At 59.2% G+C, this 23,810-nt stretch carries 34 protein-coding genes; 26 read left to right on the forward strand and 8 right to left on the reverse strand.

Features of this window, described 5'->3' with window-relative positions; genetic code table 11:
• Positions 1–53 precede the first annotated feature (53 nt).
• The gene (locus MCUTH_RS05105; RefSeq protein ID WP_066956436.1) at positions 54–1,547 is read right to left on the reverse strand and encodes a cobyric acid synthase; all 1,494 of its coding nucleotides are present in this window, start codon (positions 1,545–1,547) and stop codon (positions 54–56) included.
• Between the two features lie 59 nt (positions 1,548–1,606).
• Here MCUTH_RS05105 and MCUTH_RS05110 point away from each other — a divergent pair, with 59 nt between their 5' ends.
• From MCUTH_RS05110 to MCUTH_RS05120, 3 genes are all read left to right on the forward strand, one after another.
• Positions 1,607–3,253 carry an adenosylcobalamin-dependent ribonucleoside-diphosphate reductase gene (locus tag MCUTH_RS05110; protein WP_066956985.1) on the forward strand — a complete coding sequence of 549 codons (1,647 nt, stop codon included), beginning with the start codon at positions 1,607–1,609 and terminating at the stop codon, positions 3,251–3,253.
• Between the two features lie 41 nt (positions 3,254–3,294).
• Positions 3,295–3,600 carry a stress response translation initiation inhibitor YciH gene (gene yciH, locus MCUTH_RS05115; RefSeq protein ID WP_066956439.1) on the forward strand — a complete coding sequence of 102 codons (306 nt, stop codon included), beginning with the start codon at positions 3,295–3,297 and terminating at the stop codon, positions 3,598–3,600.
• Positions 3,601–3,828: 228 nt separating this feature from the next.
• Positions 3,829–4,161, forward strand: a complete 333-nt coding sequence (locus tag MCUTH_RS05120) for a type II secretion system protein E (RefSeq protein WP_236707434.1) — start codon at positions 3,829–3,831, stop codon at positions 4,159–4,161.
• A 5-nt stretch (positions 4,162–4,166) separates the two neighbouring features.
• On the opposite strand, the gene MCUTH_RS05125 is transcribed toward MCUTH_RS05120, so the two are convergent.
• A complete protein-coding gene (locus MCUTH_RS05125; RefSeq protein ID WP_066956446.1) occupies positions 4,167–4,427 on the reverse strand; it encodes a hypothetical protein in 261 nt (86 codons plus the stop codon).
• Positions 4,420–4,917 (reverse strand): YkgJ family cysteine cluster protein, encoded by a 498-nt coding sequence (locus MCUTH_RS05130; protein WP_150468679.1) that lies wholly within the window; start codon positions 4,915–4,917, stop codon positions 4,420–4,422. The genes MCUTH_RS05125 and MCUTH_RS05130 overlap by 8 nt, the downstream gene beginning before the upstream one ends.
• Positions 4,918–5,001: 84 nt before the next feature.
• Here MCUTH_RS05130 and MCUTH_RS05135 point away from each other — a divergent pair, with 84 nt between their 5' ends.
• Entirely contained in the window at positions 5,002–6,180 is a 1,179-nt protein-coding gene (locus MCUTH_RS05135) for a sugar phosphate nucleotidyltransferase (RefSeq protein WP_066956449.1), read from the forward strand.
• Here the strand turns inward: MCUTH_RS05135 and MCUTH_RS05140 are convergent.
• On the reverse strand, positions 6,177–6,965 hold the full coding sequence (locus tag MCUTH_RS05140) for a CBS domain-containing ParB/RepB/Spo0J family partition protein (RefSeq protein WP_066956991.1): 789 nt from the start codon (positions 6,963–6,965) through the stop codon (positions 6,177–6,179). The two genes, MCUTH_RS05135 and MCUTH_RS05140, sit on opposite strands and share 4 nt — an antisense overlap.
• A 67-nt stretch (positions 6,966–7,032) precedes the next feature.
• On the reverse strand, positions 7,033–7,503 hold the full coding sequence (locus tag MCUTH_RS05145; protein WP_066956452.1) for an Hsp20/alpha crystallin family protein: 471 nt from the start codon (positions 7,501–7,503) through the stop codon (positions 7,033–7,035).
• Between the two features lie 156 nt (positions 7,504–7,659).
• Here MCUTH_RS05145 and MCUTH_RS05150 point away from each other — a divergent pair, with 156 nt between their 5' ends.
• Positions 7,660–8,358: a hypothetical protein gene (locus tag MCUTH_RS05150; RefSeq protein WP_066956455.1), complete on the forward strand. Its 699-nt coding sequence runs from the start codon at positions 7,660–7,662 to the stop codon at positions 8,356–8,358.
• Positions 8,359–8,401: 43 nt separating this feature from the next.
• Positions 8,402–8,674: a thioredoxin family protein gene (locus MCUTH_RS05155; protein ID WP_066956458.1), complete on the forward strand. Its 273-nt coding sequence runs from the start codon at positions 8,402–8,404 to the stop codon at positions 8,672–8,674.
• Positions 8,675–8,698: 24 nt separating this feature from the next.
• Here MCUTH_RS05155 and MCUTH_RS05160 read toward each other — a convergent pair whose 3' ends face one another.
• Positions 8,699–9,289 (reverse strand): HVO_0476 family zinc finger protein, encoded by a 591-nt coding sequence (locus MCUTH_RS05160; RefSeq protein WP_066956461.1) that lies wholly within the window; start codon positions 9,287–9,289, stop codon positions 8,699–8,701.
• A gap of 33 nt (positions 9,290–9,322) precedes the next feature.
• Here MCUTH_RS05160 and MCUTH_RS05165 point away from each other — a divergent pair, with 33 nt between their 5' ends.
• From MCUTH_RS05165 to MCUTH_RS05180, 3 genes are all read left to right on the forward strand, one after another.
• Entirely contained in the window at positions 9,323–9,757 is a 435-nt protein-coding gene (locus MCUTH_RS05165) for a DUF371 domain-containing protein (RefSeq protein WP_066956464.1), read from the forward strand.
• Positions 9,758–9,868: 111 nt separating this feature from the next.
• Positions 9,869–10,471 carry a PAS domain-containing protein gene (locus MCUTH_RS11325; protein ID WP_083524774.1) on the forward strand — a complete coding sequence of 201 codons (603 nt, stop codon included), beginning with the start codon at positions 9,869–9,871 and terminating at the stop codon, positions 10,469–10,471.
• The gene (locus MCUTH_RS05180; protein WP_066956476.1) at positions 10,468–11,457 is read left to right on the forward strand and encodes a PAS domain-containing sensor histidine kinase; all 990 of its coding nucleotides are present in this window, start codon (positions 10,468–10,470) and stop codon (positions 11,455–11,457) included. Before MCUTH_RS11325 ends, MCUTH_RS05180 begins: the two co-directional genes overlap by 4 nt.
• Here MCUTH_RS05180 and xseB read toward each other — a convergent pair.
• Both xseB and xseA read right to left on the reverse strand, forming a co-directional pair.
• A complete protein-coding gene (gene xseB / locus MCUTH_RS05185) occupies positions 11,432–11,617 on the reverse strand; it encodes an exodeoxyribonuclease VII small subunit (RefSeq protein ID WP_066956479.1) in 186 nt (61 codons plus the stop codon). The genes MCUTH_RS05180 and xseB overlap by 26 nt on opposite strands.
• Complete coding sequence (gene xseA / locus MCUTH_RS05190; protein WP_224732728.1) at positions 11,601–12,848, reverse strand: exodeoxyribonuclease VII large subunit; 1,248 nt, start codon at positions 12,846–12,848, stop codon at positions 11,601–11,603. The genes xseB and xseA overlap by 17 nt, the downstream gene beginning before the upstream one ends.
• Before the next feature lie 39 nt (positions 12,849–12,887).
• Here xseA and MCUTH_RS05195 point away from each other — a divergent pair, with 39 nt between their 5' ends.
• From MCUTH_RS05195 to MCUTH_RS05265, 17 genes are all read left to right on the forward strand, one after another.
• Positions 12,888–13,712 (forward strand): sugar phosphate isomerase/epimerase family protein, encoded by an 825-nt coding sequence (locus MCUTH_RS05195; RefSeq protein ID WP_066956485.1) that lies wholly within the window; start codon positions 12,888–12,890, stop codon positions 13,710–13,712.
• Between the two features lie 95 nt (positions 13,713–13,807).
• The gene (locus tag MCUTH_RS05200; RefSeq protein WP_066956488.1) at positions 13,808–15,088 is read left to right on the forward strand and encodes a hemolysin family protein; all 1,281 of its coding nucleotides are present in this window, start codon (positions 13,808–13,810) and stop codon (positions 15,086–15,088) included.
• A gap of 21 nt (positions 15,089–15,109) precedes the next feature.
• Complete coding sequence (gene purN / locus MCUTH_RS05205; protein WP_066956491.1) at positions 15,110–15,736, forward strand: phosphoribosylglycinamide formyltransferase; 627 nt, start codon at positions 15,110–15,112, stop codon at positions 15,734–15,736.
• Between the two features lie 68 nt (positions 15,737–15,804).
• Positions 15,805–16,122, forward strand: coding sequence for a ribonuclease P protein component 4 (locus MCUTH_RS11330; RefSeq protein ID WP_083524775.1), 318 nt, complete (start codon positions 15,805–15,807; stop codon positions 16,120–16,122).
• The gene (locus MCUTH_RS05210; protein WP_066956494.1) at positions 16,119–16,358 is read left to right on the forward strand and encodes a YhbY family RNA-binding protein; all 240 of its coding nucleotides are present in this window, start codon (positions 16,119–16,121) and stop codon (positions 16,356–16,358) included. The genes MCUTH_RS11330 and MCUTH_RS05210 overlap by 4 nt, the downstream gene beginning before the upstream one ends.
• A gap of 72 nt (positions 16,359–16,430) precedes the next feature.
• Positions 16,431–16,880 carry a 30S ribosomal protein S19e gene (locus MCUTH_RS05215; RefSeq protein ID WP_066956497.1) on the forward strand — a complete coding sequence of 150 codons (450 nt, stop codon included), beginning with the start codon at positions 16,431–16,433 and terminating at the stop codon, positions 16,878–16,880.
• A gap of 19 nt (positions 16,881–16,899) precedes the next feature.
• A complete protein-coding gene (locus tag MCUTH_RS05220) occupies positions 16,900–17,238 on the forward strand; it encodes a DNA-binding protein (RefSeq protein ID WP_066956499.1) in 339 nt (112 codons plus the stop codon).
• Positions 17,238–17,828, forward strand: a complete 591-nt coding sequence (locus tag MCUTH_RS05225) for a DUF7411 family protein (protein ID WP_066956502.1) — start codon at positions 17,238–17,240, stop codon at positions 17,826–17,828. The genes MCUTH_RS05220 and MCUTH_RS05225 overlap by 1 nt, the downstream gene beginning before the upstream one ends.
• Positions 17,829–17,848: 20 nt before the next feature.
• Positions 17,849–18,001, forward strand: coding sequence for a 50S ribosomal protein L39e (locus MCUTH_RS11335; protein ID WP_083524776.1), 153 nt, complete (start codon positions 17,849–17,851; stop codon positions 17,999–18,001).
• A gap of 4 nt (positions 18,002–18,005) precedes the next feature.
• On the forward strand, positions 18,006–18,269 hold the full coding sequence (locus MCUTH_RS05230) for a 50S ribosomal protein L31e (protein WP_066956505.1): 264 nt from the start codon (positions 18,006–18,008) through the stop codon (positions 18,267–18,269).
• Between the two features lies 1 nt (position 18,270).
• Positions 18,271–18,933: a translation initiation factor IF-6 gene (locus tag MCUTH_RS05235; protein WP_066956507.1), complete on the forward strand. Its 663-nt coding sequence runs from the start codon at positions 18,271–18,273 to the stop codon at positions 18,931–18,933.
• 7 nt (positions 18,934–18,940) lie between these two features.
• A complete protein-coding gene (gene rpl18a / locus MCUTH_RS05240) occupies positions 18,941–19,132 on the forward strand; it encodes a 50S ribosomal protein L18Ae (RefSeq protein WP_066956510.1) in 192 nt (63 codons plus the stop codon).
• Complete coding sequence (gene pfdA, locus MCUTH_RS05245; RefSeq protein WP_224732729.1) at positions 19,125–19,583, forward strand: prefoldin subunit alpha; 459 nt, start codon at positions 19,125–19,127, stop codon at positions 19,581–19,583. The genes rpl18a and pfdA overlap by 8 nt, the downstream gene beginning before the upstream one ends.
• Positions 19,583–20,674, forward strand: coding sequence for a signal recognition particle-docking protein FtsY (gene ftsY / locus MCUTH_RS05250; RefSeq protein WP_066956514.1), 1,092 nt, complete (start codon positions 19,583–19,585; stop codon positions 20,672–20,674). The genes pfdA and ftsY overlap by 1 nt, the downstream gene beginning before the upstream one ends.
• Complete coding sequence (locus MCUTH_RS05255) at positions 20,674–22,005, forward strand: signal recognition particle protein Srp54 (RefSeq protein ID WP_066956517.1); 1,332 nt, start codon at positions 20,674–20,676, stop codon at positions 22,003–22,005. Before ftsY ends, MCUTH_RS05255 begins: the two co-directional genes overlap by 1 nt.
• Positions 22,002–22,583: a tRNA (pseudouridine(54)-N(1))-methyltransferase TrmY gene (gene trmY, locus MCUTH_RS05260; RefSeq protein ID WP_066956520.1), complete on the forward strand. Its 582-nt coding sequence runs from the start codon at positions 22,002–22,004 to the stop codon at positions 22,581–22,583. Before MCUTH_RS05255 ends, trmY begins: the two co-directional genes overlap by 4 nt.
• A complete protein-coding gene (locus MCUTH_RS05265; RefSeq protein ID WP_066956523.1) occupies positions 22,571–23,809 on the forward strand; it encodes a tRNA pseudouridine(54/55) synthase Pus10 in 1,239 nt (412 codons plus the stop codon). Before trmY ends, MCUTH_RS05265 begins: the two co-directional genes overlap by 13 nt.
• Position 23,810 lies beyond the last annotated feature (1 nt).

The raw sequence follows: 23,810 nt of genomic DNA on the forward strand, positions 1-23,810 counted from the left end.
TTTTGCGGTGGTAAAAGAGGTTTGGATATCTGTATCTTCACCCGAATTCTATCTCACGCTTCAGACGTGGCGTCCGTTGCATCCAGAAAATATGCCATAATCGCATCCATATCCACGTGCTCCTCAAAGTGCCGGGCCAGATTGTCGTAGGCCGCCTCAATCCCGAGGGTGCCTCCGTCGATCTCCGTGACCGGTTCAAACGGCACGCCCCGCCGCTCTGCGAGGTAGGCGAGGAGGGCGTTTGCCGCACCGGGGTTCTGGAAGAGCCCGTGCATGTATGTCCCAAAGACCAGGCCGTCGGGGGTCGAGGCCCCTTCCCCGGAGAACGCCTCGGGGAGGCCGTTCCGTTCAGTCTCACCCATGTGGATCTCGTAGCCCTCCACCTCCCCCATTGCCGGGAGGATGGGGCCGGGCCCGGTTGCCCGGCGCCGGACCTGCACCGTCGTCTTGTGGTAGCCGGTAAAGGCCGTGACGACATCGAGGAGCCCGAACCCCTGGTACTCTCCGGGAGTTTCCGACTCAATGCCCGCATCGACGATCCGCCGCCCGAGCATTTGATAGCCGCCGCAGATCCCGATGATCGGGACTCCTCTCTCCCGGGCAAGCCGGAGTTCTTCCCCCACTCCCGCACGGTTGAGGACGGCGAGGTCCTCCACCGTGTTCTTCGTCCCGGGGAGGATGATGCAGTCGTAGCCTGAGAGCGTTGTGCCGGGCTCGACGTAGTCCACCGCGGCGTAACGCTCGAGGAGCTCGAAGTCGGTAAAGTTCGATATCCGTGGGAGGCGGACGACGGCGATCCTTATCGGCGATCCGGTCTTTTGGTCTCTCTTATCGGCGATCGAGAGCGAGTCCTCGCTCGGGAGAGGGATGTCGGCGTAGGGGATCACCCCGAGCACCGGAACACCTGTCAGTCCTTCGAGTCTCTCAACACCTGATGCAAAGAGCCCGGGGTCTCCCCGGAACTTATTGACGATGACCCCGGCGACGAGTGGTCTGATGTCTTCCGGGAGGAGAGCGAGCGTCCCGTAGACCTGGGCGAAGACCCCGCCCCGCTCGATATCGGCGACGAGAACGATGGGGAGACGGAGGGCCCTTGCGAGCCGGATGTTCGCGATATCGCGATCGTAGAGGTTCACCTCGGCGGCTCCCCCGGCCCCTTCTACGACCACATGCCCAAAGCGCCTCCGTAATCGCTCGAATGCGGCAACCGCCTCGGATAGCAGCATATCGGTCTCGGCATAATAGTCCCGGATCAGCACATCCTTATATGGGCGGCCGAGCAGCACCACCTGTGAGGTCTGGTCACCCTTTGGTTTGAGGAGGACCGGGTTCATATCGGCTTCCGGCTCAAGGCCCGCCGCGAAGGCCTGGACAGCCTGCGCAATCCCGATCTCGCTCCCATCGGCCGTGACATACGAGTTGAGACTCATGTTCTGGGATTTAAACGGAGCGACGGAGATTCCCCGTCGGTGGAGTGCACGGCAGAGCGCCGCGACCGTCACGCTCTTGCCCACGTGGGATGCAGTTCCGAGCACGATAAGAGACATTGCCGGCAGAAGAGTTGGACGCGACGGATTATTAAGGGCGGGGTCTTATGGGGTATTACATGGAACTCTCCCCGCAGGGCCGCATCCTCCTGGAACACCGCTACCTCCTCCCCGGAGAAGCACCAGAGGACCTCTTCTCCCGGGTCGCCGACGCCGTGGGCGGAACGGCACGGTCTCGCGAGTTCTTCTCGCTCATATCGAGCCTCCTCTTCCTCCCGAACTCTCCGACCCTGATGAACGCAGGAACCCCTGGGGGGCAGCTCTCGGCCTGTTTCGTCCTGCCGATCGAGGATACCCTGGAGGGGATCTTTCGCACCCTCGGCCAGATGGCGCTCATTCATCAGTCCGGGGGCGGGACGGGGTTCTCGTTCTCACGCCTCCGTCCCCGCGGTGACTCCGTCAACGGGGTCGCCGGCGCCGCCACCGGGCCGGTATCGTTCATCCGGGTCTTCGATGCGGCGACCGAGGCTGTCCGGCAGGGTGGCCGGCGACGGGGGGCGAACATGGGAGTGCTTGCGGCCTCCCATCCCGATATCGAGGAGTTCGTCACCGCCAAGCAGGACGGGGGCCTCTCGAACTTCAATATCTCGGTCGGGATTGATGAGCAGTTCATCCATGCTCTTGCAACCGGCCGCGAGTACGATCTTATCAACCCCCGCGACGGCAGCATGTGGCAAAGCATCGACCCACGGTCGCTCTGGCATCTTATCGCCGCCTCCGCAAGGGATTCCGGCGAGCCGGGTGTGCTCTTTCTCGATGAGATCAACCGTAGGTGCACCACGCCGCACCTCGGCCCCATCGAGGCGACCAACCCCTGCGGGGAGCAGCCGCTCTACCCCTACGAGAGCTGTAACCTAGGAAGCATCAACCTTGCCCGATGCATCAGAGGAAGCGACCTTGACGAGGACCTGCTCGCCACCGTCGTTCGGTGCGGCGTCGAGTTTCTCGATGCGGTCATCGATGTAAATCACTTCCCAATCCCCGAGATCCAGGAGCGGACCCTTGCTACCCGAAAGATCGGTCTTGGTGTCATGGGATTTGCCGAGGCGCTCATACGCCTCGGGATCCCCTACGAATCAGAGGAAGCGATCCGGTTTGCCGGGAGCCTGATGGAGATGATCCAGACCTGGGCCAGGGAGCGGTCGGAGGAACTGGGGAGGGAGAAGGGGTCGTTTCCAGCCATTGAGGGTTCAATCTACTCAGGAGAGATGCGCAACGCCACCGTCACCACCATCGCCCCTACAGGATCGATCCATCTTATCGCCGGAACCACGAGCGGTATCGAGCCGGTCTTCTCGTTTGCCTACGACCGGACGATCGATGGGCGGCCGGTCAGCATCGTAAGCGACCTCATCACAGAGTTTCTGCCGAAGACCGCCGGTGGAAGAGATGTCGCGGAGCACGTGCGGCGTTATGGGACGGTTGACGGCCTCCCCCTGGATGACCATACTCGCGACCTCTTCAAGACGGCCCTTGAGATCGCACCGGAGCACCACGTCAGGATGCAGGCCGCATTCCAGAAGCACGTTGACAATGCCGTCTCAAAGACCGTGAACCTCCCGGAGAATACGGAGGTCGATGATATAACCCGAGTCTTTTCCCTTGCTCATGACCTCAAGTGCAAGGGTATCACCGTCTACCGCTACCGGAGCCGGTCTGATCAGGTAATCTCCCAGGGCTGCGATATCTGTCGGATTGACGGGTGACATGCCAACTAATATATAACGAGAGCTGAAAGGTACATGCAATGAACGGTGGGATATGTCCGACCTGCGGACTGCCAAAGGAACTGTGTATCTGTGAAGAAGTTGCCAAAGAGCAGCAGAGAATAAGCGTAAAGGTAAACAAACGCCGGTATGGAAAGGAAGTCACGGTCATCGAGGGCCTCGATCCCTACGACATCGACCTCGAAGACCTCTCGAAGTTCCTGAAAGCGAAACTGGCCTGTGGCGGCACGGTCAAAGACTCTTCGATCGAACTGCAGGGCAACCATCGCGAACGGGTGAAGGATCTGCTTGCCCAGAAAGGATATAACATGGAAAATATCAGTTGACCCCGGGGCGTTCTCCCTAGGATCCGGGGATATCTACTTTTTTGCAGGCTTCATTACGGGTTGCAGGGGAAGCGGATGCTGTTTGTTCGTTCGTACTCCATAGTGAAATCCGCGATGAGTTACTATCGAGACGGCTGAAGGGTATCGAGAGATCCCGACTGCGATGGCCGGATCAGCAGGCAATATAATTAGCAGGTACAATACTCTGAGAGTTGATTGCCTATGGCGATGAGATGTTCGTTTGCGCTCGATCCCGACCTGATGGAGCAGATCGACCAGTATGCCAGAGATCACTCGTTCGACCGAAACGAAGCGATTCTTGAACTGATCGAGATCGGACTTGCCTGTCGGAAGGAGAATGGGGCGGCAAAGGTACGGCAACGCCGCTCGTATGAGGAGTTGAACCGGCTCCTGCGTGAGGTCGAGGATGTCAAGGCTATCCTCACAGATCTTCGAAACGAGGTTAAACTGGTTCACCACACGATCGAGGCAGACTGGACTAAGGAGGCGAAAGGCGTCCCGTTCCAGACCAAACGCCCGTGGGAGTTCTGGCGAAAGTAAGTCTGTTAACTAATGATATTCGCGATGCTCCGGAACCCTTCCTCGCTAAGATCGTCGCAGAGGACCGCCTCGACCTTCGCCATATCGACGCTGGGCGTCTCGCGGCACCTGGTGCAGTAGGCCCGTGCCGGTGACGGCACCTCTCTTCCTCCAATAACGACGAGAACTGAGTGAACACAAAACCTGCACCGATCAACGGGCTCAGGCTTATTCGGGGTGCACTGCACCAGGCCCCGGACGACCTGTAGACGCCGGGTTCTACTCATAGGCCTCGACCCGGTAGCCGGCACGCCCGAGAACCTCGCTGACCTTTGCTCTCCAGGCGGTATCGCTCTCGATCATGAGCGGCGCGATCGATTCGTTCCAGCACTGCTGGAGGGCGGCATCCTCTGTGACGAGGCTTCTTCTCCCCTTCACCTTCCCGACCTCCCGGCCGTCACCGGCAAAGATCCTCATTGCACAGCAGGTGTAGGATCGGCAGACCAGCGGTCGGCTGTTGTGAATGGTGCAGACGTACTTCCCCATCTCCCCGGGGAGAGGGCGCAAGAACGGGCACCAGGATGGGTGTTTACGGTTCTCGGATCTGTCCATGAAAGCATCAAGGAACCTCTCTTCGACCCGGGCGCGGAACGTGCCGCCGACGATCTTCTGCCGGCAGAGAAAGTCCCGGCTGGTGAGTTGCTTCTCGACCTCGATGAGTTGGCCGCCTGCGTGCATGCAGCACTTCCCGCAGAGGCTACATTCAAATGCGGTCATCTAGTAGATTCTTTGCGCAACAGAGGATAAAGGTTGGGAACTGGCGCCCTAAGGGTTAAATCGATACGCATACAATGGAGTGGCATGAAGGTGTGCATTATGTGCGGAGGGGAGGGCACACGGCTCCGTCCCCTCACGTTTGGGCGTCCCAAACCGTGTATTCCCATTGTCAACAAACCTTCTATCCAGCATCTCGTCTCACACCTCGCAAACCTCGGGTTCACTGATGTAGTGATCACGCTCGGCTACATGAGTGACGCAATCGAGGCGGCGCTTGGGGATGGATCGCTCTTTGGGGTCAATGTCACCTATGTCCACGAAAAGACGAAACTCGGGACGGCGGGAAGCGTCAAGAACGCCCAGAAGTATCTTGAGGAGCAGCCGTTCCTGGTCGTCGGCGGCGACCACGTGGTGGACCTGAACCTGCTTGAGTTCTACCGCGAGCACCTCACCAACGACTCGATCACGACGATCGGGCTCATCAGCATCGATGACCCAACGGAGTACGGTATTGCCGAGATCGATGCGAACTACCAGATCAAACGGTTCAAGGAGAAGCCGAGCCCTGGTGAGATCTTCTCGAACCTCGCAAGCACCGGGATGTACGTCTGCGACCCCGAGATCTTTGACCATATCCCGGCCGGCGAGAAGTTTGACTTCGCCCGCAACCTCTTCCCCGAGTTGATGGAGGCTGGCTACTCCCTGAAAGCCTGGCTTGCCCGTGGCAACTGGTCGGATGTGGGGAGCCCGCGATCGTTACGGGAAGCTGAGCGGTGGAAACTACAGGACATCGGGTTTACGAACATATCCGGCGACCTCTACATAAAAGGCGCCCGAATTATGGGCCCGGCGCAGATCGGGAGTTGTGTCTCGATTGCGGCGAATTCTCGTGTGATCGGTCCGGTCTCGATCGGTGCCGGGACGATCATTGAGGAGAACGTCGTCATCGGGCCGTACACGAGCATCGGAGAGGGCTGTATCATCAAGAACAGCGCAAAGATCTTCTCCTCGTCCATCTACAACCGTGTGGTGATCGGCCGGGACAGCACCATCAGCGGGAGCATCATCGACAACGATACGCTCGTCGGCAGCGGGTGCAACATCGAACACGACACGGTCATCGGCCCGCACGTGGTATTAAAGAACGGTGTCGTCGTCCATTCCGGGACCCGGCTCTGGCCGGAGGTGATCATCCCGGAGGGGACGGTCGTCAAAGAGCACGTCCTCAACGAGGACTACGATACCAGGACCGAGGGCTCCTAACCGTGCCGCACAAGCCGGTGCGTCAGCGCAACGAGGGGATGGCGGGCGTAATCGAGCACCTTGATGTCGTCGAGGGTCTTTAAGTTCAGCGTCCGGGCGGTCCGCTCCATCCCCAACTCTATATTCTCCCTGATCTCGATGATGTAGGCATCAAGGTTCGTGATCCCGAGCCTCTTTGCCGCGATCGCCCGGTGATGCCCGTCGACCAGGATCAAGCGCCCTGGCCGCCGGACCACGATCAGGGGTTCAGCAAGCCCCTTCTTGATCTCGTACATCCGCCCCTCGAGTTCGTCTTCATAAATCTTAGACTGGGTGGGCAGGAGGTTGTTTATCTCGACCGAGCCCCGCTTCAATGTCGGCTCGACACCATAGAGCCTCCTTAGGGTCTCAATGAACTTGAAGACCTTCTCCGGCGAGACATGCTCGATCTGGGACCTGATGACGTCGGCGTTCGATATGATCCCGATGAGGGTGTTATTCTCGTCGACGACCGGGAGTTTCTGGATGCCGGAACGGAAGATGACGCGGGCCGCATCATTCACGCTCATGTCCGGGTCGGCGACGATGAGGTGGCGGGACATCACCTGTTCTATTGGTGTAGCCGGGTGGACGAAGAGGAGGTCCCGCGCCGATATGTAGCCTACCACTTCCTTTGAGTCCTCCACGACCGGAAATCCGTCATGATGTGTCTTCTTTATGGTCTCGATGACGTCTCGAACCGTACCATGGACGTTGACGGTGACGACGTCGTAGGTCATGTAGTCCTTGACCCGCTTTTTATCCATCATGGTAGTGTCACGCTGGCTTAACATGAATTATTCGGTTTCGGATTGCCAGCGGCATGAAAAAATGTTACTCTATGGGGATCGTAGTCCCCGTCTCTGTCGGCGTTTTCTTCAGCCGGACCTCGAGAACACCGTTCTTGAATGTTGCTCTGGCGTTCTCCTCGGTCACCTCGGCAGGAAGAAGCACGGTGCGGCTCATCTGGCCGTAGATGCGCTCTCGCATGAAGAAATCCATGCTCTCCTCCTCGGTCTCGCCGCTCCGGATGCTCATGATCTCCAGGTGCTGGGGATCGATGAGCCGGATAGTAACGTCTTCCTTCTCGACGCCGGGGAGATCGGCGACGACGATCACCTCATCCTCGTGGTCCCGGACATCCACGCGGAAGTCCCGGATCGTCGGTACGACTCTTCCCCGAACCTCCTCGCCCCGTGTGCCGATCCCTCCGAGCAGAGACTGGAACCTGCTCTCCATCTCGGCCATGAGGTCATCGAAATCCTGCCATATTGTCCGATATGGTCCGCGTAAGTATCTTGCCATTTGTAATCACTCCTGTCATCTGGTGTAGCCCCGGAACAGTCGGACTGCCGAGGCTAACCTAAAGGTAGGGTTATTAAAATATAAATTTTTGCTTTGATGCAACCCCAATCTCCCAAACGCTACTATTTTATTTCCCCGAAAGGCGATTGTACCGTAATGAAACAGACAGAGAAGAAGAGTTCGAAAGATGAGAATACTCCGTGGATGAAGTGGGCCTATGTAGGAATCGCCCTGCTCGTTGCGGTGGCTATGGTGGGGACATACCTCACCCCGATGTTTGAGAAGAAACTGACCGCCGAGGCTGGAAAGACGGCGTTGATCGGCTATACCATCCGTGCAGAGGACGGGCGACCTCTTGTCACGACCGACCAGGATCTCCTGGCAAGCGAATATAAGAAGGGGAACCATGTCCTCCTCACGAGCAGCATGGAGATCCCCGTCGGCGCCCAGCTTACGAGTGAGAATATTGTGCCTGTCCCGATCCTGTATCCGGAGGGCACCGGGTTTTCCGGATTTGGCTTGATGGGATTTGAGACCAACGCCATCTCTGCCGGGTTGGTCGGGATGCAGATCGGGGAGACGCGGATGATACCGTTCTCCTATGGAGAAAACAATCTTGCAATGAGCCTGAGCCGCGAAGACGCGGACGGCATCGGCCTCAACTTCACGGAGACGGAAGTGGGCGAACTGGTCCCGCTCGGGCTCACGACCTCCCCGGAAATCCCGGTGGGTAACGAGACCTCCCAGATCCCGGCACTGCGCATTGGAAAAGTCCTCGAAAAGACCGACGATAAACTGGTCATCGCATACCGCTACGGCAGCGCCGAGGTCACGCTCAATGGTATATCGGGGTGAGTATACCCCACAATTTTTATAGTCTCCCTTCCTTCTGCCATATATGGCGATAAGAGTGATCTGCTTCTACCAGGAAGGGTGTATGGGGTGCGAGGAGCAGGCCCCGATCCTTCGTGAAGTGGAGCGGGATCTCGGGATCGAGATCGAGGAGATCGATGCCGTGAAGAACCCGGAGTATATCAAAGAGTATGACCTCAGGGTGACGCCCACTACCCTCATCCTCGAGGATGGCAAGATCAGGGAGCGGATGGTGGGGCTCGTTCACCGCGAAGAACTCGAGGCCGCGATCCGCCGGTATCTTCCAGCGCCACGGTGAGGAGGGCCACGCGAGAGCGGATGATCACCGCCGCTCGGAGCCTCTCTCGAGGTAGCCATAGACTCTCTTTACCCTGCGAGCTACTGTCTTCCAGCCCTCTTTTCGCATGACCGGACCATCGCGGAGTTTTATGTGCGAGATCCTGATCCGCCTTCCGTTGAAGGTGTAGGCTTCGCCGACGACGAGCACCTCCTCCCCGTCCATGGTCTGATAGAGCGGAATGGTCGTGCGTCCGGTATGGACGGATGCCCTCACCACAACCTGCTCAATCCCTCGGGTCCAGAGGGCCGTCACCTCTTCGGCCTTTGCCTGTCGAACTCTCTTTTCTCCTGTCTCGATCCCGGTAACCTCGACTCCGAGGACCTCCTCCTCGCACTCTGCGACGATCTTGTCCCCGAGAGAGACGACTTCACCCTCAAACATCTCCGTGCTGCAGACCTTTGATTCGGTCTCGCGGCTCACGATCGTCTTGACGGTGATGACCCGGGGCTCGGGGGGCCTTGGTATCCGGTGAACCTGGCCACACTCGCTGCACTGCACCACCAGTTCGGCGGCTTCCCGGAGAACCTGGTGTTCGCACTCCTCTTTACAGACGGGGCAAACGATGCTAATCATTCATTAGCAATAGCATCCCTCTCCTAATTAAGCATGAAGGCGAGGGATACTGTCCGGGCGCGGGGGCACCCGCTGATCCGGGGAACCCATCGGACGACGTTTGAGGTGACGAAAGACGAGACGCTGACCGAGACCGGGGACTGCATCATCGGGATCGGGGCCGACAAAGGTGCCGCCGACCTTGATCCCGGCTTCAAAGCGCTACTTTCCGACGACCGGGCGGTGCTCACGACTCGTCTGAGAGTGGGAGACGAGACCGTCGAGGTCCGATCAAGAGGGAGCGCGGCGTTCACTCTGGACCATCCTTCCGACCTCGTCTGGCGGCGAAGCGATTTTGTCTCGGACCGAACCGTGGGCATCCGCTCCGACCGGGTGGCGGCGTCCATCCCCCGTGGGTTCATCGAGGCACTCCGGCGAGGGGAGGAACTGGTCGTCGAACTCGAGGTGGAGGTCCCTGAGACCTCTTAATCACGGTTGTTCTCTCTCACTGTGAATTCACGCCCCACAAAGCCGGCGTGCGAGACTGCAATGCCGCCAGGGATAGATTTATGCGTTGGCGGTGCAGGAGAGGGTTGAGAGATGCAACCGCTTGCCCCGGCGCTCGAAGAGATCCTTGAGCACCTGGAAGACCTCGATCGCCGCCTGCGTCTTCGCAGGGTGGATGCTGGTGCGGAAGATGTGCTCCTCCAGAGGTCGGACCTGGCGGAGATTTATGTTCATATCGATGCTCTGATCTCCAGCATCCGGAGCATCGACACCGAATTCCGCCGATATCGCGATCGGTTCCTCCACCATCCGGCCGCCTGCCTCTGCACCAGTCCGGACGGTATTGTCCTCGAGGAGAATACGGCAGCAGCTCGCCTCTTTGATCTCCCCCCCGATCGCTTGCGGGGCTCCTCCCTTGATGTACACCTCCATCCGGAGAGCCTCCCGGTCTTCCGATCTATGGTTGCAGCCCTTGCTCGTGGTGAGGATCTCCGACGGCAGGAGTTTCTCCTCAGGAGAACCGATGGCGGCGCCGCTCGGGTCGCGGCGGCGGTCTCGGCATTGCGTGGTCCCGGCGGCGCCCTTATCGAACTCATCTGGGTGTTCCAGGAGATCCCGGCAGGCCGCGAGGTGGGGGAGGCCCTCCGGAGGAGCGAAGATGAGTACCGGGCGATCGCGGGGGGCAGGCCGAGTTGATCTACCGTTGGCTCCCCGATGGCACCGTCACCTTCGCAAACGAGGCCTACTGCCGCTACATTGGCATCCCGTGCCGGGATCTCGTTGGACGACGGCATGCCCCCGGTCTCGTGGCCAAAGATGGGGCCCGGGCCCGGCAGAGCCTTGCCTCCCTCACCCCGGACCACCCGGTATCGGTCACCGAACGTCGGGTCGTCATGCCGGAAGGGGGGGTCCGGTGGCAGCAGTGGACCGATACGGCGTTCTTTGACGACGAGGGCTCCGTCGTCGAGTATCAGTCCGTGGGACGGGACATCACCGATGCACGGGCGGCCCGGGAGGCGCTCCTCCTCGCAAACCGGAAACTCAATCTCCTCTCGGAGGTGACCCGGCATGACATCCTGAACCTGCTTTCTGTACTCATGGGATACCTCGATCTCTCCCGGGCACAGACGGACGACCCGGAGTTGCAGGAGTATTTCAAAAAAGAGGAGGAGGCCATCCAGGGAATCCAGCGCTGCATGGCCTTCACCGGGGAGTACCAGGATGTCGGCGTGGCCTCCCCGGTCTGGCAGCCACTCTCCCGGATCATTCATGAAGCGATGGCGGGGCTCGATCCGGGCGATATCGCCGTCGAGATGGAAGCGGATGACCTGGAGGTGTATGCCGATCCCCTCATTGCCCGGGTATTTGCAAACCTCATCGACAACTCGCTCCGGCATGGGGGCAACGTCTCCCGGATACGCATCTATCCCGAAGTATCGGACCGGGAGATCAAGATCATCTACGAGGACGACGGCATCGGCATCCCCCATGCCGAGAAGGAAAGGTTGTTTGAGCGGGGATTTGGGCGGAAGACCGGGTTTGGGCTCTTTCTTGCCCGGGAGATCCTCTCAATCACCGATATCTCCATACGCGAGACCGGCGAGCCCGGGAGCGGCGTTCGGTTCGAGATCAATATTCCGCCGGGATTCTACCGGTTCACCGGTCCCGGCCGAGCTCGGTGAGTTTCATCTCGGCTGATGTGAGGAGGTCTTCGCACTGCTTCACGAGGAGTGCGCCCCGCTCGTAGATTGCGATGCTCTCCTCAAGGCTTGCATCGCCTTCTTCCAGTCTTCGGACGATCTTCCTGAGTTCTTCCAGTTTCTCTTCAAAGGTCTCTGTCATACATTATCTCCTCGACAGCGGCTCTCGCCCGCCCGTCTTTCATCCGCAGAGTCACCCGATCAGCCGGTGTGAGGTCGCGGACGCTCCTTGCAACCCTCCCGTTCACCTCGACGATGCAGTAGCCCCGATCGAGGGCGGCGAGCGGATTCTGTCCGGCGAGACTTGCCCTGACCTCGGCAAGTGCGCCTCGCTCTCGCTGAATCCGGGCAAGCGCCGCACGCCGGAGCATCTCCTCGTGCTCGGCGAGGCGTTGCATTCGTTCATTGATGCGGCGGGAAAGCCGCCGGGGATGCATCCGCCCTCTGATGTCCTCGACCTCGCTTCGTGCAGCGGCGAGGCGGTGGAGGAGGAGCGCTTCCATCCTCTCCCGGAACCCGGAGATTTCCCTGAGTACTTCTTCTCTATCGGGAACGGCCAGTTCGGCGGCTGCCGACGGGGTCGGCGCCCGGAGGTCTGCTGCAAAGTCGCAGAGGGCGGTGTCCACCTCGTGCCCGACGGCGCTGATGACCGGTGTCCTGCATGCCGCGACGGCTCTCACAACCTCCGGGTGGTTGAAGGGGAAGAGGTCCTCGAAACTCCCTCCGCCGCGCCCGACGATGATCACATCAACAAGCCCATCAACCCGCCGGATCGCCTCCGCGATCTCGATGTGCGCCCCCTCGCCCTGGACGGCCGTCGGTGAGAGAACCACCTCGACCGGATACCGGCGCGAGATGACCGTGAGGATATCCTTCAGCGCCGCACCGGTCCGGGAGGTGACCACGCCGATTCGATGCGGGAAGCGGGGCAGAGGTCGTCTTCGTTCGGGGTCAAAGAGCCCTTCGGCGGCGAGCTCCCGCTTCCAGCGCTCGACCATGAGGTGCCGTTCACCGGTGCCCGCCGGGAGGAGTTCCCGGACGATCAACTGATACTTCCCATGAGGCTCATAGACCTCCACGGACCCCCAGGCGAGGACGTCCATGCCATTTTTTGGTTCGAACCCGAGCCCTGCTGCATACGTCCGCCACATGACGCAGTTAATCAGTGCGGACTCCCTTCCGGTCCCTTCAGAGAGCGAGAAGTAGCGGTGACCGGAGGTATGGTCTTTGTAGTTGGTCACCTCTCCCCGCACCCAGATCCCGTGCAGGCGATCGTCGTCGAGGAGGTCGCGGATGAGCCCCGATACCTCCGAAACCCCGAGGATCGGGGTGCCGAACCGGTCCGGGCCGGCGGGAGAGCCGCTCAACATCATCACAATCTATTAGACCTATGGTTTATATCAACTAGTGTTATGGGCCGTTTTGCTGTCTCGACCATGTTCTTCCACGAGTACCCGTGTGACGATATCTTTGACTATGTCGCCGAGTCAGGACTGGACAGCATCGAGTTCTGGATCGAGACCCCTCATTTCTGGCTCCGCGGCGCTCCTCTGGATGATCTTTCCCGATGCGTTGCCGATCATCCGGAACTCTCTCCGATCACCGTCCATGCCCCCTCGCTCGACCTGAATCCTTGTTCTATCAACCCGAAGGTGGCCGAGATCTCGGTGAAGTATACTGTGGAAGCTGTCTGGATGGCGGACCGAATTGGTGCCGGCGTCGTCACAATCCACCCTGGGAGGAGGACAGCAAAGCGGGACCCGAGCGCCTATGACTACCGACGATTCGAGGCTTATATCGCCCAGATCCGGGATATTGCCGAGGAGACGAGGGTGAAGGTGGCAATCGAGAACCTTGAGCCCCGGGTCAACGCCATGCTCTATAAGGCAGAGGACGCTCGAGAGGTCCTCGATCGGGAACCCTGGCTCTGGTTCACGCTCGATATGGGGCATGCCATGATGGCGTCCCGCGGAGAGGTGGACCGGTTCATTGACCTCTGCATCGATCGGATGGTAAACGTTCACGTCAGCGCACTTGGGGCAAATGGCCGCCCCCATCACCCCATTCATGACGATCCGGCTGCACAACGGGTGCTTGCAGATCTTGCCGACCGGGGCTACACCGGATACCTCACCCTGGAGCTTGAGGATATGGTCTTTTCAGGAGCACTCTCATCAGAAGAGAAGATTGTGCTTCTCTCACGAGAATTGAGGGCACTTCAGGAGATATTCTCGTGAAGCGCTGGTTTTATAACATCTGCCTGCAACATAATTCATATAACCCCCAAAAATAACCAATGCTGGATTCAGCCGCTTAATGCGGCGTGGAGCGAATGGTAGTTATAGATCTCTTAATAGTGGAAGTTGTTTTATTTATTGCCGCTTTGCTCTTTTCGGGCTTCTTCTCGAGTTCTGAAGTTGCTCTTATCTCAATCACGCGGGCAAAAGTCCATGCACTCCAGAGTCAGGGCCGGAAGGGAGCGAAAGCACTCGATACACTGAAGCGGTCGACCGATGCCATCCAGATCACCACCTTGATCGGGAGTACCATCGCCAATGTGGCCGTAGCATCGCTTGCAACCGCGATCGGCATAACCCTTTACGGCAACCTCGGTATCGCTGTAGGTCTCGTTGTTGCGGCCGTCCTGGTGCTCGTCTTCGGCGAGATCGGCCCGAAGATGTACGCCTCCCGGTATACCGAGGAGCTGGCGCTTCGTGTGAGCCGTCCCATCCTCTTCTTCTCGAAGTTGCTCTACCCGGTGCTCTGGGTCACGGACCGCATCGAGCAGCAGTTTGCCTTCAGGCCCGGCGTGACCGAGCCGGTCGTCACCGAGGAGGAGATCAAGGAATGGATTGACGTCGGTGAGGAGGAGGGGACGATCGAGGAGGAGGAGCGCGATATGCTCTACTCCGTATTGCGTTTTGGAGATACGACCGCCCGTGAAGTGATGACGCCGCGTGTCGATGTCGTCATGATCGAGGATACCGCCACACTCGAGAGCGCGCTTGCCATCTTCAACGAGACGGGATTCTCACGGATCCCGGTATATCATGAGCGGATCGATAATATCGTCGGTCTCTTGAATGTAAAAGATGTCTTTTCGGCGGTCTTTCGCCAGCAGACGAGCGCGACGATCCGTGACCTGATGTATGAACCCTATTTCATCCCCGAGAGCAAGAAGATCGATGAACTCTTAAAAGAACTTCAGGTTAAGAAGCAGCACATGGCCGTCGTTCTTGACGAGTACGGATCGTTTGCAGGGATAGTGACCGTCGAGGATATGCTTGAGGAACTGGTCGGCGAGATTCTGGACGAGTTCGACGAGGAAGAACCCGAGGTACAACAACTCGAGGAAGGCATCTACCTGGTCGATGCACGGACATGGGTTGAGCATCTCAACGAGGACCTGGACCTCAATCTTCCGCTGATGGACACGTATGAGAGTATCGGCGGCCTTGTCATCGAGCGTCTGGGGCATATCCCCCGCCGCGGCGAGGTGGTCAAGATTGAGGAGAGCAACGTCACGCTGGTGGTGATGCAGATGCGGGGCCGACGGATTGTCAAGGTGAAACTGATTATTGGTCCACCGGTTCCGCCGACGGAGTCGCGGTAAGGTGTAGGGAGAGCGAGACCTATGGATCCAGAAATATGCGTTAGCAAAAAAAGGGTAGCTGTACTTGCCTCAGGGCGAGGATCGAACTTTCAGGCAGTGATCGATGCAATCGCTGCCGGGGATATTCCGGCGGTCTGCGTTGGCCTTATCACCGATAACCCCCGGGCATACGCGATCGAGCGGGCAAAAGCCGCCGGCATCCCGGTGACGGTTGTCGAGTACGCGCGGTTCCCCTCGAAGGCCGCCTATGAGGAGGCGCTCCTTTCCGCAATGAAGAGTTGCCGTGCGGATCTCTTTGTCCTTGCCGGTTACATGCGGATCCTGGGCGCCGAGATTGTCCACGAGTTCTCGGGCAGGATGATGAATATTCACCCTGCTCTACTCCCGGCATTTGCCGGCCTGCACGCGCAGCGGCAGGCGATTGAGTATGGAGTAAAGATTGCGGGCTGCACTGTCCATCTCGTGGATGAGGGGATGGATACAGGGCCCATCGTCGTTCAGCGGTGTGTCCCGGTCCTTCAGGACGACGACGAGTCGACGCTCGCCGAACGGATCCTGGTGGAAGAGCATAAAGCCCTCCCCCTCGCTGTAAAACTCTTCTGTGAGGACCGACTCGAGGTAATCGGCCGCCGGGTGCGGATCCGATGACCCGAAGATCAAACTCTTATATTCTCCCGCCCCCAACCTCAAAACCCGCAATTTGATGGGAACGGATCATGGCAGACACTACACGAAGATCGGGCTCTCGGAGACTCGCCCGCGAGAGGATCGCTCTCCTCTTTGCGCGTGCGGCGGAGTTTTACCCTGAAAATCCCGCCTGGAGCAACCGTTGCGTCGAACTCGCGCGCAAGATCGGTATGCGCCACCGGGTTCGGATTGAGCGCCCGCTGAAGCGCCGGTTCTGTCGCCGGTGCAACGCGTACCTGGTGCCGGGTTCGAACGCCCGTATCAGAATCCACCGCGGAAACGTGATCGTCACCTGCCTTACCTGTGGACACCGGTCACGGTATCCGGTGGGGAGGCCTCAAGAATGAGCAGGGAATCGTATCAGGATATCAAGCCAACTGTCTGGATCGGCAAGCGCGGCATCACAAACGTCATGATCGATGAGATTCGGCGCCAGCTTAAAGATCGCAAGATCGTCAAGGTCCGCTGGCTCAGGAATACCGAGGTTGATCCCGAGAAGGTAGCGGTCTCAACCGACGCGGTTCTCCTCGAGGTCCGAGGGAGGACCCTCGTCCTCGCGGAGCGCCGTCGTCGATCTTCCTGACGGGAATCTCGAAATATATAAAACATCACTGGACGAATATGTAAAGACTGTTAGCGATAGTGAGGTTCATCTATGACGACCGTATATGACATCCCTGCCGAGATGCTTATTCGGCAGGTGGCAGAAGAACTCAAGAAAAATCCGCAGATTCAGCCCCCTGACTGGGCCGCTTTTGCGAAGACGGGGGTACACAGAGAGATGCCCCCCGAGAATGAAGACTGGTGGTACGTGCGTGCGGCGGCGATCTTCCGGCGTATATATACTGATGGCCCGGTGGGGATCCAGAGGATGCGTTCCGCCTACGGCGGCAAACGCGACCGGGGCTCGGCTCCCAATCAGTTCCGGCGGGGAAGCGGCTCCATTGTCCGAAAGGTTTTCCAGCAGCTCGAAGCTGCCGGGTACGTCTCCCACACAACTGAGGGGCGCGTGGTTACCCCTGCCGGGAGATCGTTCCTTGACAACGTCGCAAACAGTCTGAAGGCCCAGGCTGCCGAGACTGCCCCGGGACTTGCCCGATACTAACCGACTGAGGGTGTAACTGATGGTAGACGACGAACTCGCGGACCTCCGCCGCCGGAGGATGGAACAACTCCAACGGCAGGCGATGGAACAACAGGCAGCCGAGGAGGAGATGGAGCGCCAGCGGCAGATCGAGTCGCAGATCCGCGTCATGCTCATGGAGATCCTCGAACCCGAAGCGAGAGAGAGACTCAATACCATCAAGTTGACCCGGCCGGATTTTGCGAAGGCGGTCGAGCAGCAACTGGTAATGCTGGCTCAGAGCGGCCGTATCCGACAGCGGATCACCGATGAGCAGTTAAAAGCCCTGCTCAGCCAGTTGACGCCGTCCAAAAGAGAGTTTCGGATTACACGAAAGTAATGAAAGCGGGTGTGCTCTTCTCGGGAGGGAAAGACAGTTCGCTCGCGGCGATCATGCTTGCGCGCGACTACGACGTGGAACTGAATACCTGCGTATTCGACCCTGACCGTGAGGTTCCGGCGGTGCAGGCTGTAGCAGCCGCCTTAAACCTTCCCTTCAAGAGAAGGGTGCTCGGGAGAGACGTCCTTGACGAGGCCGTCGATCTGATCCTCTCGTGCGGCTACCCGAACGACGCGATCAATATGGTCCACCGGAAGGCTGTTGAGACCCTCCTGCATGAGTACGAAGTGGTCGGCGACGGCACTCGCCGGGAGGACCGGGTCCCCCGACTCGAGCGCTCCGATGTGCAGCGCCTGGAGATGACGAGCGGCCACTCCTACGTCCGGCCGCTCCTCGGCTACGGGAAACAGGAGGTTGAACGCCTCGCGAAAAGGTTGTTTGTGATCCGCTACGGAGAGACGGGCACGATCGAGAACGGTGACTACGAGCAGGAGATCCGCAGCGCGATTCGCGCTCGCGGCATCGATCCGGCTCCTCTCTTTCCTCCCAACCACCAACAGTCGCTGGTGGTTGGGATGAGGGAGACCTGAAAGTTATAAGAGTGAGAGTTATGAGCAAGTTGATGAAGGGCCGGAAGATCCGGCTGGCGAAGGCATGCGAGCAGAATCGCCGCGTGCCGGCATGGGTGATGATCAGGACCAACCGTGCAGTCGTGTCGCATCCCAAGCGGCGCAACTGGAGACGGAGTACGTTAAAGGTGTAAGGCTATGGCAGAGGCATTGAAGGAGCATATCTATATCATCCCTCTCCGCGAGGTGAAGCGTGCACCCCGCTGGAAGCGAAGCAACACCGCAATTAAGGACATCAGGGCGTTCCTTGCCCGGCACATGAAGAGCGAGGACGTCAAACTGGATAAGAGCATCAACGAGAAGGTCTGGGAGCACGGTAATTCCAAGCCCCCGCGAAAGATTCGCGTCCGTGCGATGAAGTTCGAGGATGGGCAGGTCCAGGCCGAGCTCGCCGAGGAGTGAAATGACAGGAACGATCGATCTCGCCGGCGATCCGAACATTGGTGTCTACGCCCGCGTCTTTGAGGATATCGCGATCGTATATCCCGGGGCGCCGGCGGAGTTCACCGAGGCTCTCGTGCGAGACCTCGATGTCGATATCGTGACCACTACTATCCAGGGAAGCAACATTATCGGGTCGCTTGTTGCGGGAAACAGCCAGGGTCTGATCGTCAGCGGTCTTGCCGACGACGATGAACTGGCTGTTCTTGGTGATTATCGCGACATCATGCTGCTCGAAGGCTCCATGAACGCGGCCGGCAACGTGATCCTCGCAAACGACTATGTTGCCGCCGTCCATCCCGATATGAGCATCGACATCGCCGAGGAGATCGGGTCGTTCCTTGGGGTGCCGGTGATCCGGCTCTCACTTGGAGGCATCAAGACCGTCGGTATGGCCGGGCATGCGACGAATAAGGGGATCCTCGTCCACCCGAGAGCCAACGATACGGAGATCGCCGCCCTCGAACGGGTTGTCGACCTCCCGATTGGTCTTGGTTCCGTCAACATGGGTACGGGGCTTGTGGGTACCGGACTTCTTGCGAACAGCAAGGGGTACATTGCAGGCTCCGCCACGACCGGGTTTGAGCTGGGACGGATAGAAGAAGTCTTTGGGTTTTTGGAGTGAGTCAGTCATGGAGAACCAGACATTTGAAGTTGTGGGCGCGTGCATGATCAACAAAGAGTGGAGACCGTACCGTAAGGTTGTCGCGGCCCCAAACGAGAACCAGGCAAGAGAGAGAATTTTCACTGAGATTGGAAGCAAACACCGCTTGAAGAGAAGTTATATCACCATCGAGTCGGTTAACGTAGTAACTGGTGAATAACGTGGACCAGGCAGATCCTCGCGAGATACAGACCCTCCAGATGTACTTAAATGAGTACGGGCAGCAGATCGAGATTCTGACGCAGCAACTCTCGATGATCGAGCAGCAGCGACTTGAGGCAGCCGCCGCCGTCGAGACCCTTCGTGCCCTTCAGGAGAACGGGGATGCCACGCTTCTTCTCCCAATCGGGGGCGGCGCTCACCTCCGGGTGAAGGTGCTTGACGCCGGGCATGCAATCGTGAACATCGGGGCCGACGTCTCTGTCGAACGTGCCAGTGCGGAGGCGGTTGAGTATCTGGAGGATCGAATCACCGAGCTTGAAGCGCTTGGAAAGAAGGTCGCAGGTTCGGTTGAACAATTGCAGGGGCAGGCAACGGAGATCTCCCGCCGCCTTGAGGCGGCCTACCGGGGAGCCCGGCAGGCTCAGGCAGGCCAGAGCGGAAGTTCATAATGTTCGATTCATTAAAGAAAAAACTTCAGAATATTAAGACTAAGTTTACCTCAAGAATCGAGGAGGTCGCCGGTCCGGAGCCGGCGGCTATTGAACAGCCGGCGCTACCGGAGGCTGCAAAACCCGTCCAGCCCCCCGCCCAGTCCTCTCCCGAACCGACGGCCCCCGCAGAGAGTGTGCCGGAGGAGAAGCGGGAGGAACCTACACTTTTCAACAGGCTGAAGGTTCTCGTCCGCGAACGGGAGGTCCTTATCCAGGAGAAGGATATCGAGGAGCCTCTTCTTGAACTTGAGATGACTCTCCTCGAGAACGACGTCGCCCTCCCGGTCACGGACGAGATCATCACCCGTATGCGCACCGACCTTGTGGGCCGGCATAGAAAGATCGGCTCGTCGATCGACGGCCTGGTCGTCTCAACCCTGCGGTCCGCACTCTGTGGCGTTCTGGGTGAGGGTCTTGACCTCTGCACCTACATCCGTGAGCATGAGCGTCCGGTGAAGATCCTCTTTACCGGAGTGAACGGAACCGGAAAGACTACAACTGTTGCGAAGGTCGGGCATTACCTTCAGAAGAACGGGTTTTCCGTCGTGATCGGTGCGGGCGACACGTTCCGCGCGGGTGCGATCGAGCAGATCCGGACCCATGCAGACCGTCTTGGCATCAAGACGATCCAGCACCAGGACGGCGCCGACCCTTCAGCGGTCCTCTTTGATGCGGTCCAATACGCGAAGGCGCACAATATCGATGTCGTCCTCGCCGATACCGCCGGGCGGTTCCATAACCGGGCAAACCTCATGAACCAGCTCGGAAAGATCCGCCGGGTCATGAAGCCCGACCTTGTCGTCTACGTCGATGAGGCGGTGGCCGGGAATGATGCGGTCATCCGCGCCGACGAGTTCAACAAGACCGTCGGGACCGATGCGGTCGTCCTGACGAAGGCGGACATGGACCCCAAGGGCGGTGCGGCAATATCGATCGCTCACACGGTGGGCAAACCCATCCTCTTCCTCGGGACCGGTCAGGGCTATGACGACATCATGCCGTTTAACCCCAGCGTTGTGGTCGACGAGCTCCTTGGGGGTGAGGCCTGATGCTCGATAACCTTGGCACCTCCCTAAAGGATGCGGTCAAGAGGCTCGCCGGTAAGACGGTGATCGATTGGGCTGCGGTCGACGAACTGGTGCGTGATCTGCAGAGAGCGCTCCTCTCAGCCGACGTCAACGTCAAACTTGTGATGCAACTCTCCCAGGCGATCAAGCAGCGTGCCCTCGAAGAGGAGCCCCCGAAGGGCATGGGGGTTCGGGAGCACGTTCTCCGGATCGTCTACCAGGAACTGGTCCGGCTGATGGGAAAGCCCGGAGAGGTGACGCTTGAACCCCAGACGATCCTGATGGCTGGTCTGCAGGGGAGCGGCAAGACCACGACGACGGCAAAACTCGCCCGCTACTTCCAGCGCAAAGGGCTCCGGGTCGGCGTGATCTGTGCAGACACCTTCCGACCGGGAGCGTATGAGCAGTTAAAGACCCTCTGCGATCGGATCAGCGTCCCCTGTTACGGTGATCCGAAGGAGCCCGACGCACTCAAGATCGTCCGGGAAGGGCTCCCTAAGTTCCGCAAGCTCTATGAAGTGATCATCATCGATACTCAAGGACGGCACGCCCTTGAGGAGAACCTGATCGAGGAGATCATCAACATCAATGAGATCTCGCACGCCGACCACAGGTGGCTCGTGATCGATGCGGCGCTCGGTCAACAGGCAAGCGAACAGGCCCGCCGGTTCCACGAGGCGATCGGGATCGACGGTGTCCTCGTCACCAAGATGGACGGCACGGCAAAGGGTGGCGGCGCTCTCTCGGCGGTTGCCGAGACGCAGAGCGGCATCGTCTTCATCGGGAGCGGGGAGACGATCGAGGACCTTGAACGGTTCGACCCTGACGGGTTCATCTCCCGGCTGCTTGGAATGGGAGACTTAAAAGCCCTCGTTGAGCGGGCGGAAGAGGCGGTCTCGGCTGAGGATCTCGACGTCAACGCTATCCTCAAGGGCCGGTTCACGCTCCGGGATATGTACAAGCAGCTCGAGGCCTTAAACAAGATGGGGCCCTTAAAGCAGATCATGAGCATGCTCCCGCTCGGCGGCATGCAGATCCCCGATGAAGCTTACGATATCACCAGCACCAAGATGCAGCGCTACAAGGTGATCATGGACTCGATGACTCCTTCGGAACTCGATGATCCCTCGATCATCGGGGGCTCCCGGGTCCAGCGGATCGCACGCGGCGCCGGGGTGGCGCCCGAGGACGTCAGGGATCTCATCAAGTACTACAAGATCATGCAGCGGGCCTTGAAGGGCATGCGGGGCATGAGCGGCGGCAGGTTCAACATGCAGCGCATGTTAAAGAAGTTCGGCGGACCCAGCAGATGAAGCGATTCGCCATCGTGGGGCATCTTGCCGCAACAAGCGGCAACTTCAGCCTCAACGATCTTCCTGGAAGCGGCGGGAGGATGGACGTCCTCTGCCGCTCTGTCAACTCCTCGTTCTTCCTCTCACACGATCTGCGGCGCGACGTCGAGTGCTATCTTATTCTCTGTGGAGAGCCCGGGCCAGAAAAGACCGTCCTCTTCCGGGGCAGCGTTGTCCGCTACCTCTCGCCGGATGAGCGGAGCAGCGCCGCCCTGATCAAGAAGGCGCTCTCGATCCCCTGCGGCGACGAGTTTCGGGAGTCGACTCCGGGCGTCTACGTCCGTCGCGGTGGGCTTTCGCGGCTCCTTGCCGAGATCCCGTTTGCGGTCCTTGACGAGGCGGGAGAGGATGTCAGGACGGCCCCGGTTCTCCCGGAGTCATATCTTCTCTCAGACCACCTCAACTTCACCCCAGAGGAGCAGGAGATGATCGAAGGGTACTCCCGCTACTCGGTGGGACCACGGTCGCTGCATGCCGATCATGCTATTACCGTCCTCTTAAACGAGATGGATCGGAGGGAATCCGGATGGGTATCATAGAAGAGGTTGAAGCAATTCTTGGATACGGCGAGATCTGCAACCACTGTCTTGGGCGGTTCTTCGGTAAGCGGTCGTTTGGACTGACGAATGATGAGCGGGGCAGGGCGCTCCGGATCGCCTACGAGATAGCGGCAAACGTGCCGCACCACGAGCCTGATCCGGATTCGTGCTGGATCTGCGGGGGCGAACTCTCTCGCATCGATGCCTGGGCCGAGAGGATCGTGGAGGCTCTTGCCGGGATCGAGTTCGAGACGTTTCTTGTCGGCACAAAGGTGCCGCCGATCGCCGCGGAGAGCGAGGAGATGGTCTGGAGCGATCTCTCCCTCCGTGACCCCGAGCCGATGAAGGCGGAGATGAATCGGGAAGTAGGAAAGGCCGTATCGGCTCTCACCGGGAAGACGGCCGACCTCAAACGCCCCGACATCGTTGCGATCCTCGATCTTGCAGAAGACTCGGTCGAGATACAGGTCAACCCGGTCTTCTTCTTCGGCCGGTATCTGAAGTACGAGCGAGGCATCCCGCAGACTCACTGGGATTGCCGTGCATGCCGCGGGGCCGGATGCGAGAAGTGCAACTTCACCGGGAAGCAGTACGTCGATTCTGTCGAGGAACTGATCGGCCGACCGGTGATGGAGGCCTTCGAGGCGGAGAACGCCGTTCTGCACGGTGCTGGTCGGGAGGATATCGATGCACGGATGCTCGGTTCTGGGCGCCCCTTTGTGATGGAAGTGGAAGCGCCCAGGAAACGCTCCGTGGACCTTGCACTGCTTGAGGAAGAGATCAACAGAAGTGCCGCGGGCAGGGTGGCGGTCCATCTGACCGGATGGGCAGATCGGAAGACGGTGCAAAGTCTTAAGTCCGACAAGGCGCATAAAAAATACAGGATCCTGGTCGAGATCGACGGCCCTGTGGCCCCAGATGAGCTCAGGACGGCCCTCGATCAGTTAAAAGGTGTAACAATACGACAGCGCACCCCTACGCGGGTGTCACACCGACGGGCAGATAAAGTTCGGGAACGGCAGGTCCTCGATATCCAGTGTACGGGGAGAGACGACGATGGATACTGGATTGAAGTCGTCGGTGAAGCAGGCCTCTACATCAAGGAACTGGTATCGGGTGACAACGGCAGAACCCAGCCCAGCCTCGCCCAGATCCTGGGGCGCACCGCACGTGTTGTCAGCCTCGATGTGGTGCTGGTCGAAACAGCGAATGAGTATGGTGAGTAAT

The sequence above is a fragment of the Methanoculleus thermophilus genome (genome assembly GCF_001571405.1).
GTDB lineage: Archaea > Halobacteriota > Methanomicrobia > Methanomicrobiales > Methanoculleaceae > Methanoculleus > Methanoculleus thermophilus.

Bases quoted from the DNA above. Each gene is read 5' to 3' on its own strand.
- MCUTH_RS05105 (WP_066956436.1), bottom strand. From the start codon at position 1,547: ATGTCTCTTATCGTGCTCGGAACTGCATCCCACGTGGGCAAGAGCGTG.
- MCUTH_RS05110 (WP_066956985.1), top strand. From the start codon at position 1,607: ATGGAACTCTCCCCGCAGGGCCGCATCCTCCTGGAACACCGCTACCTC.
- yciH (WP_066956439.1), top strand. From the start codon at position 3,295: ATGAACGGTGGGATATGTCCGACCTGCGGACTGCCAAAGGAACTGTGT.
- MCUTH_RS05120 (WP_236707434.1), top strand. From the start codon at position 3,829: ATGAGATGTTCGTTTGCGCTCGATCCCGACCTGATGGAGCAGATCGAC.
- MCUTH_RS05125 (WP_066956446.1), bottom strand. From the start codon at position 4,427: ATGAGTAGAACCCGGCGTCTACAGGTCGTCCGGGGCCTGGTGCAGTGC.
- MCUTH_RS05130 (WP_150468679.1), bottom strand. From the start codon at position 4,917: ATGACCGCATTTGAATGTAGCCTCTGCGGGAAGTGCTGCATGCACGCA.
- MCUTH_RS05135 (WP_066956449.1), top strand. From the start codon at position 5,002: ATGAAGGTGTGCATTATGTGCGGAGGGGAGGGCACACGGCTCCGTCCC.
- MCUTH_RS05140 (WP_066956991.1), bottom strand. From the start codon at position 6,965: ATGGATAAAAAGCGGGTCAAGGACTACATGACCTACGACGTCGTCACC.
- MCUTH_RS05145 (WP_066956452.1), bottom strand. From the start codon at position 7,503: ATGGCAAGATACTTACGCGGACCATATCGGACAATATGGCAGGATTTC.
- MCUTH_RS05150 (WP_066956455.1), top strand. From the start codon at position 7,660: ATGAAACAGACAGAGAAGAAGAGTTCGAAAGATGAGAATACTCCGTGG.
- MCUTH_RS05155 (WP_066956458.1), top strand. From the start codon at position 8,402: ATGGCGATAAGAGTGATCTGCTTCTACCAGGAAGGGTGTATGGGGTGC.
- MCUTH_RS05160 (WP_066956461.1), bottom strand. From the start codon at position 9,289: ATGATTAGCATCGTTTGCCCCGTCTGTAAAGAGGAGTGCGAACACCAG.
- MCUTH_RS05165 (WP_066956464.1), top strand. From the start codon at position 9,323: ATGAAGGCGAGGGATACTGTCCGGGCGCGGGGGCACCCGCTGATCCGG.
- MCUTH_RS11325 (WP_083524774.1), top strand. From the start codon at position 9,869: ATGCAACCGCTTGCCCCGGCGCTCGAAGAGATCCTTGAGCACCTGGAA.
- xseB (WP_066956479.1), bottom strand. From the start codon at position 11,617: ATGACAGAGACCTTTGAAGAGAAACTGGAAGAACTCAGGAAGATCGTC.
- xseA (WP_224732728.1), bottom strand. From the start codon at position 12,848: ATGATGTTGAGCGGCTCTCCCGCCGGCCCGGACCGGTTCGGCACCCCG.
- MCUTH_RS05195 (WP_066956485.1), top strand. From the start codon at position 12,888: ATGGGCCGTTTTGCTGTCTCGACCATGTTCTTCCACGAGTACCCGTGT.
- MCUTH_RS05200 (WP_066956488.1), top strand. From the start codon at position 13,808: ATGGTAGTTATAGATCTCTTAATAGTGGAAGTTGTTTTATTTATTGCC.
- purN (WP_066956491.1), top strand. From the start codon at position 15,110: ATGGATCCAGAAATATGCGTTAGCAAAAAAAGGGTAGCTGTACTTGCC.
- MCUTH_RS11330 (WP_083524775.1), top strand. From the start codon at position 15,805: ATGGCAGACACTACACGAAGATCGGGCTCTCGGAGACTCGCCCGCGAG.
- MCUTH_RS05210 (WP_066956494.1), top strand. From the start codon at position 16,119: ATGAGCAGGGAATCGTATCAGGATATCAAGCCAACTGTCTGGATCGGC.
- MCUTH_RS05215 (WP_066956497.1), top strand. From the start codon at position 16,431: ATGACGACCGTATATGACATCCCTGCCGAGATGCTTATTCGGCAGGTG.
- MCUTH_RS05220 (WP_066956499.1), top strand. From the start codon at position 16,900: ATGGTAGACGACGAACTCGCGGACCTCCGCCGCCGGAGGATGGAACAA.
- MCUTH_RS05225 (WP_066956502.1), top strand. From the start codon at position 17,238: ATGAAAGCGGGTGTGCTCTTCTCGGGAGGGAAAGACAGTTCGCTCGCG.
- MCUTH_RS11335 (WP_083524776.1), top strand. From the start codon at position 17,849: ATGAGCAAGTTGATGAAGGGCCGGAAGATCCGGCTGGCGAAGGCATGC.
- MCUTH_RS05230 (WP_066956505.1), top strand. From the start codon at position 18,006: ATGGCAGAGGCATTGAAGGAGCATATCTATATCATCCCTCTCCGCGAG.
- MCUTH_RS05235 (WP_066956507.1), top strand. From the start codon at position 18,271: ATGACAGGAACGATCGATCTCGCCGGCGATCCGAACATTGGTGTCTAC.
- rpl18a (WP_066956510.1), top strand. From the start codon at position 18,941: ATGGAGAACCAGACATTTGAAGTTGTGGGCGCGTGCATGATCAACAAA.
- ftsY (WP_066956514.1), top strand. From the start codon at position 19,583: ATGTTCGATTCATTAAAGAAAAAACTTCAGAATATTAAGACTAAGTTT.
- MCUTH_RS05255 (WP_066956517.1), top strand. From the start codon at position 20,674: ATGCTCGATAACCTTGGCACCTCCCTAAAGGATGCGGTCAAGAGGCTC.
- trmY (WP_066956520.1), top strand. From the start codon at position 22,002: ATGAAGCGATTCGCCATCGTGGGGCATCTTGCCGCAACAAGCGGCAAC.
- MCUTH_RS05265 (WP_066956523.1), top strand. From the start codon at position 22,571: ATGGGTATCATAGAAGAGGTTGAAGCAATTCTTGGATACGGCGAGATC.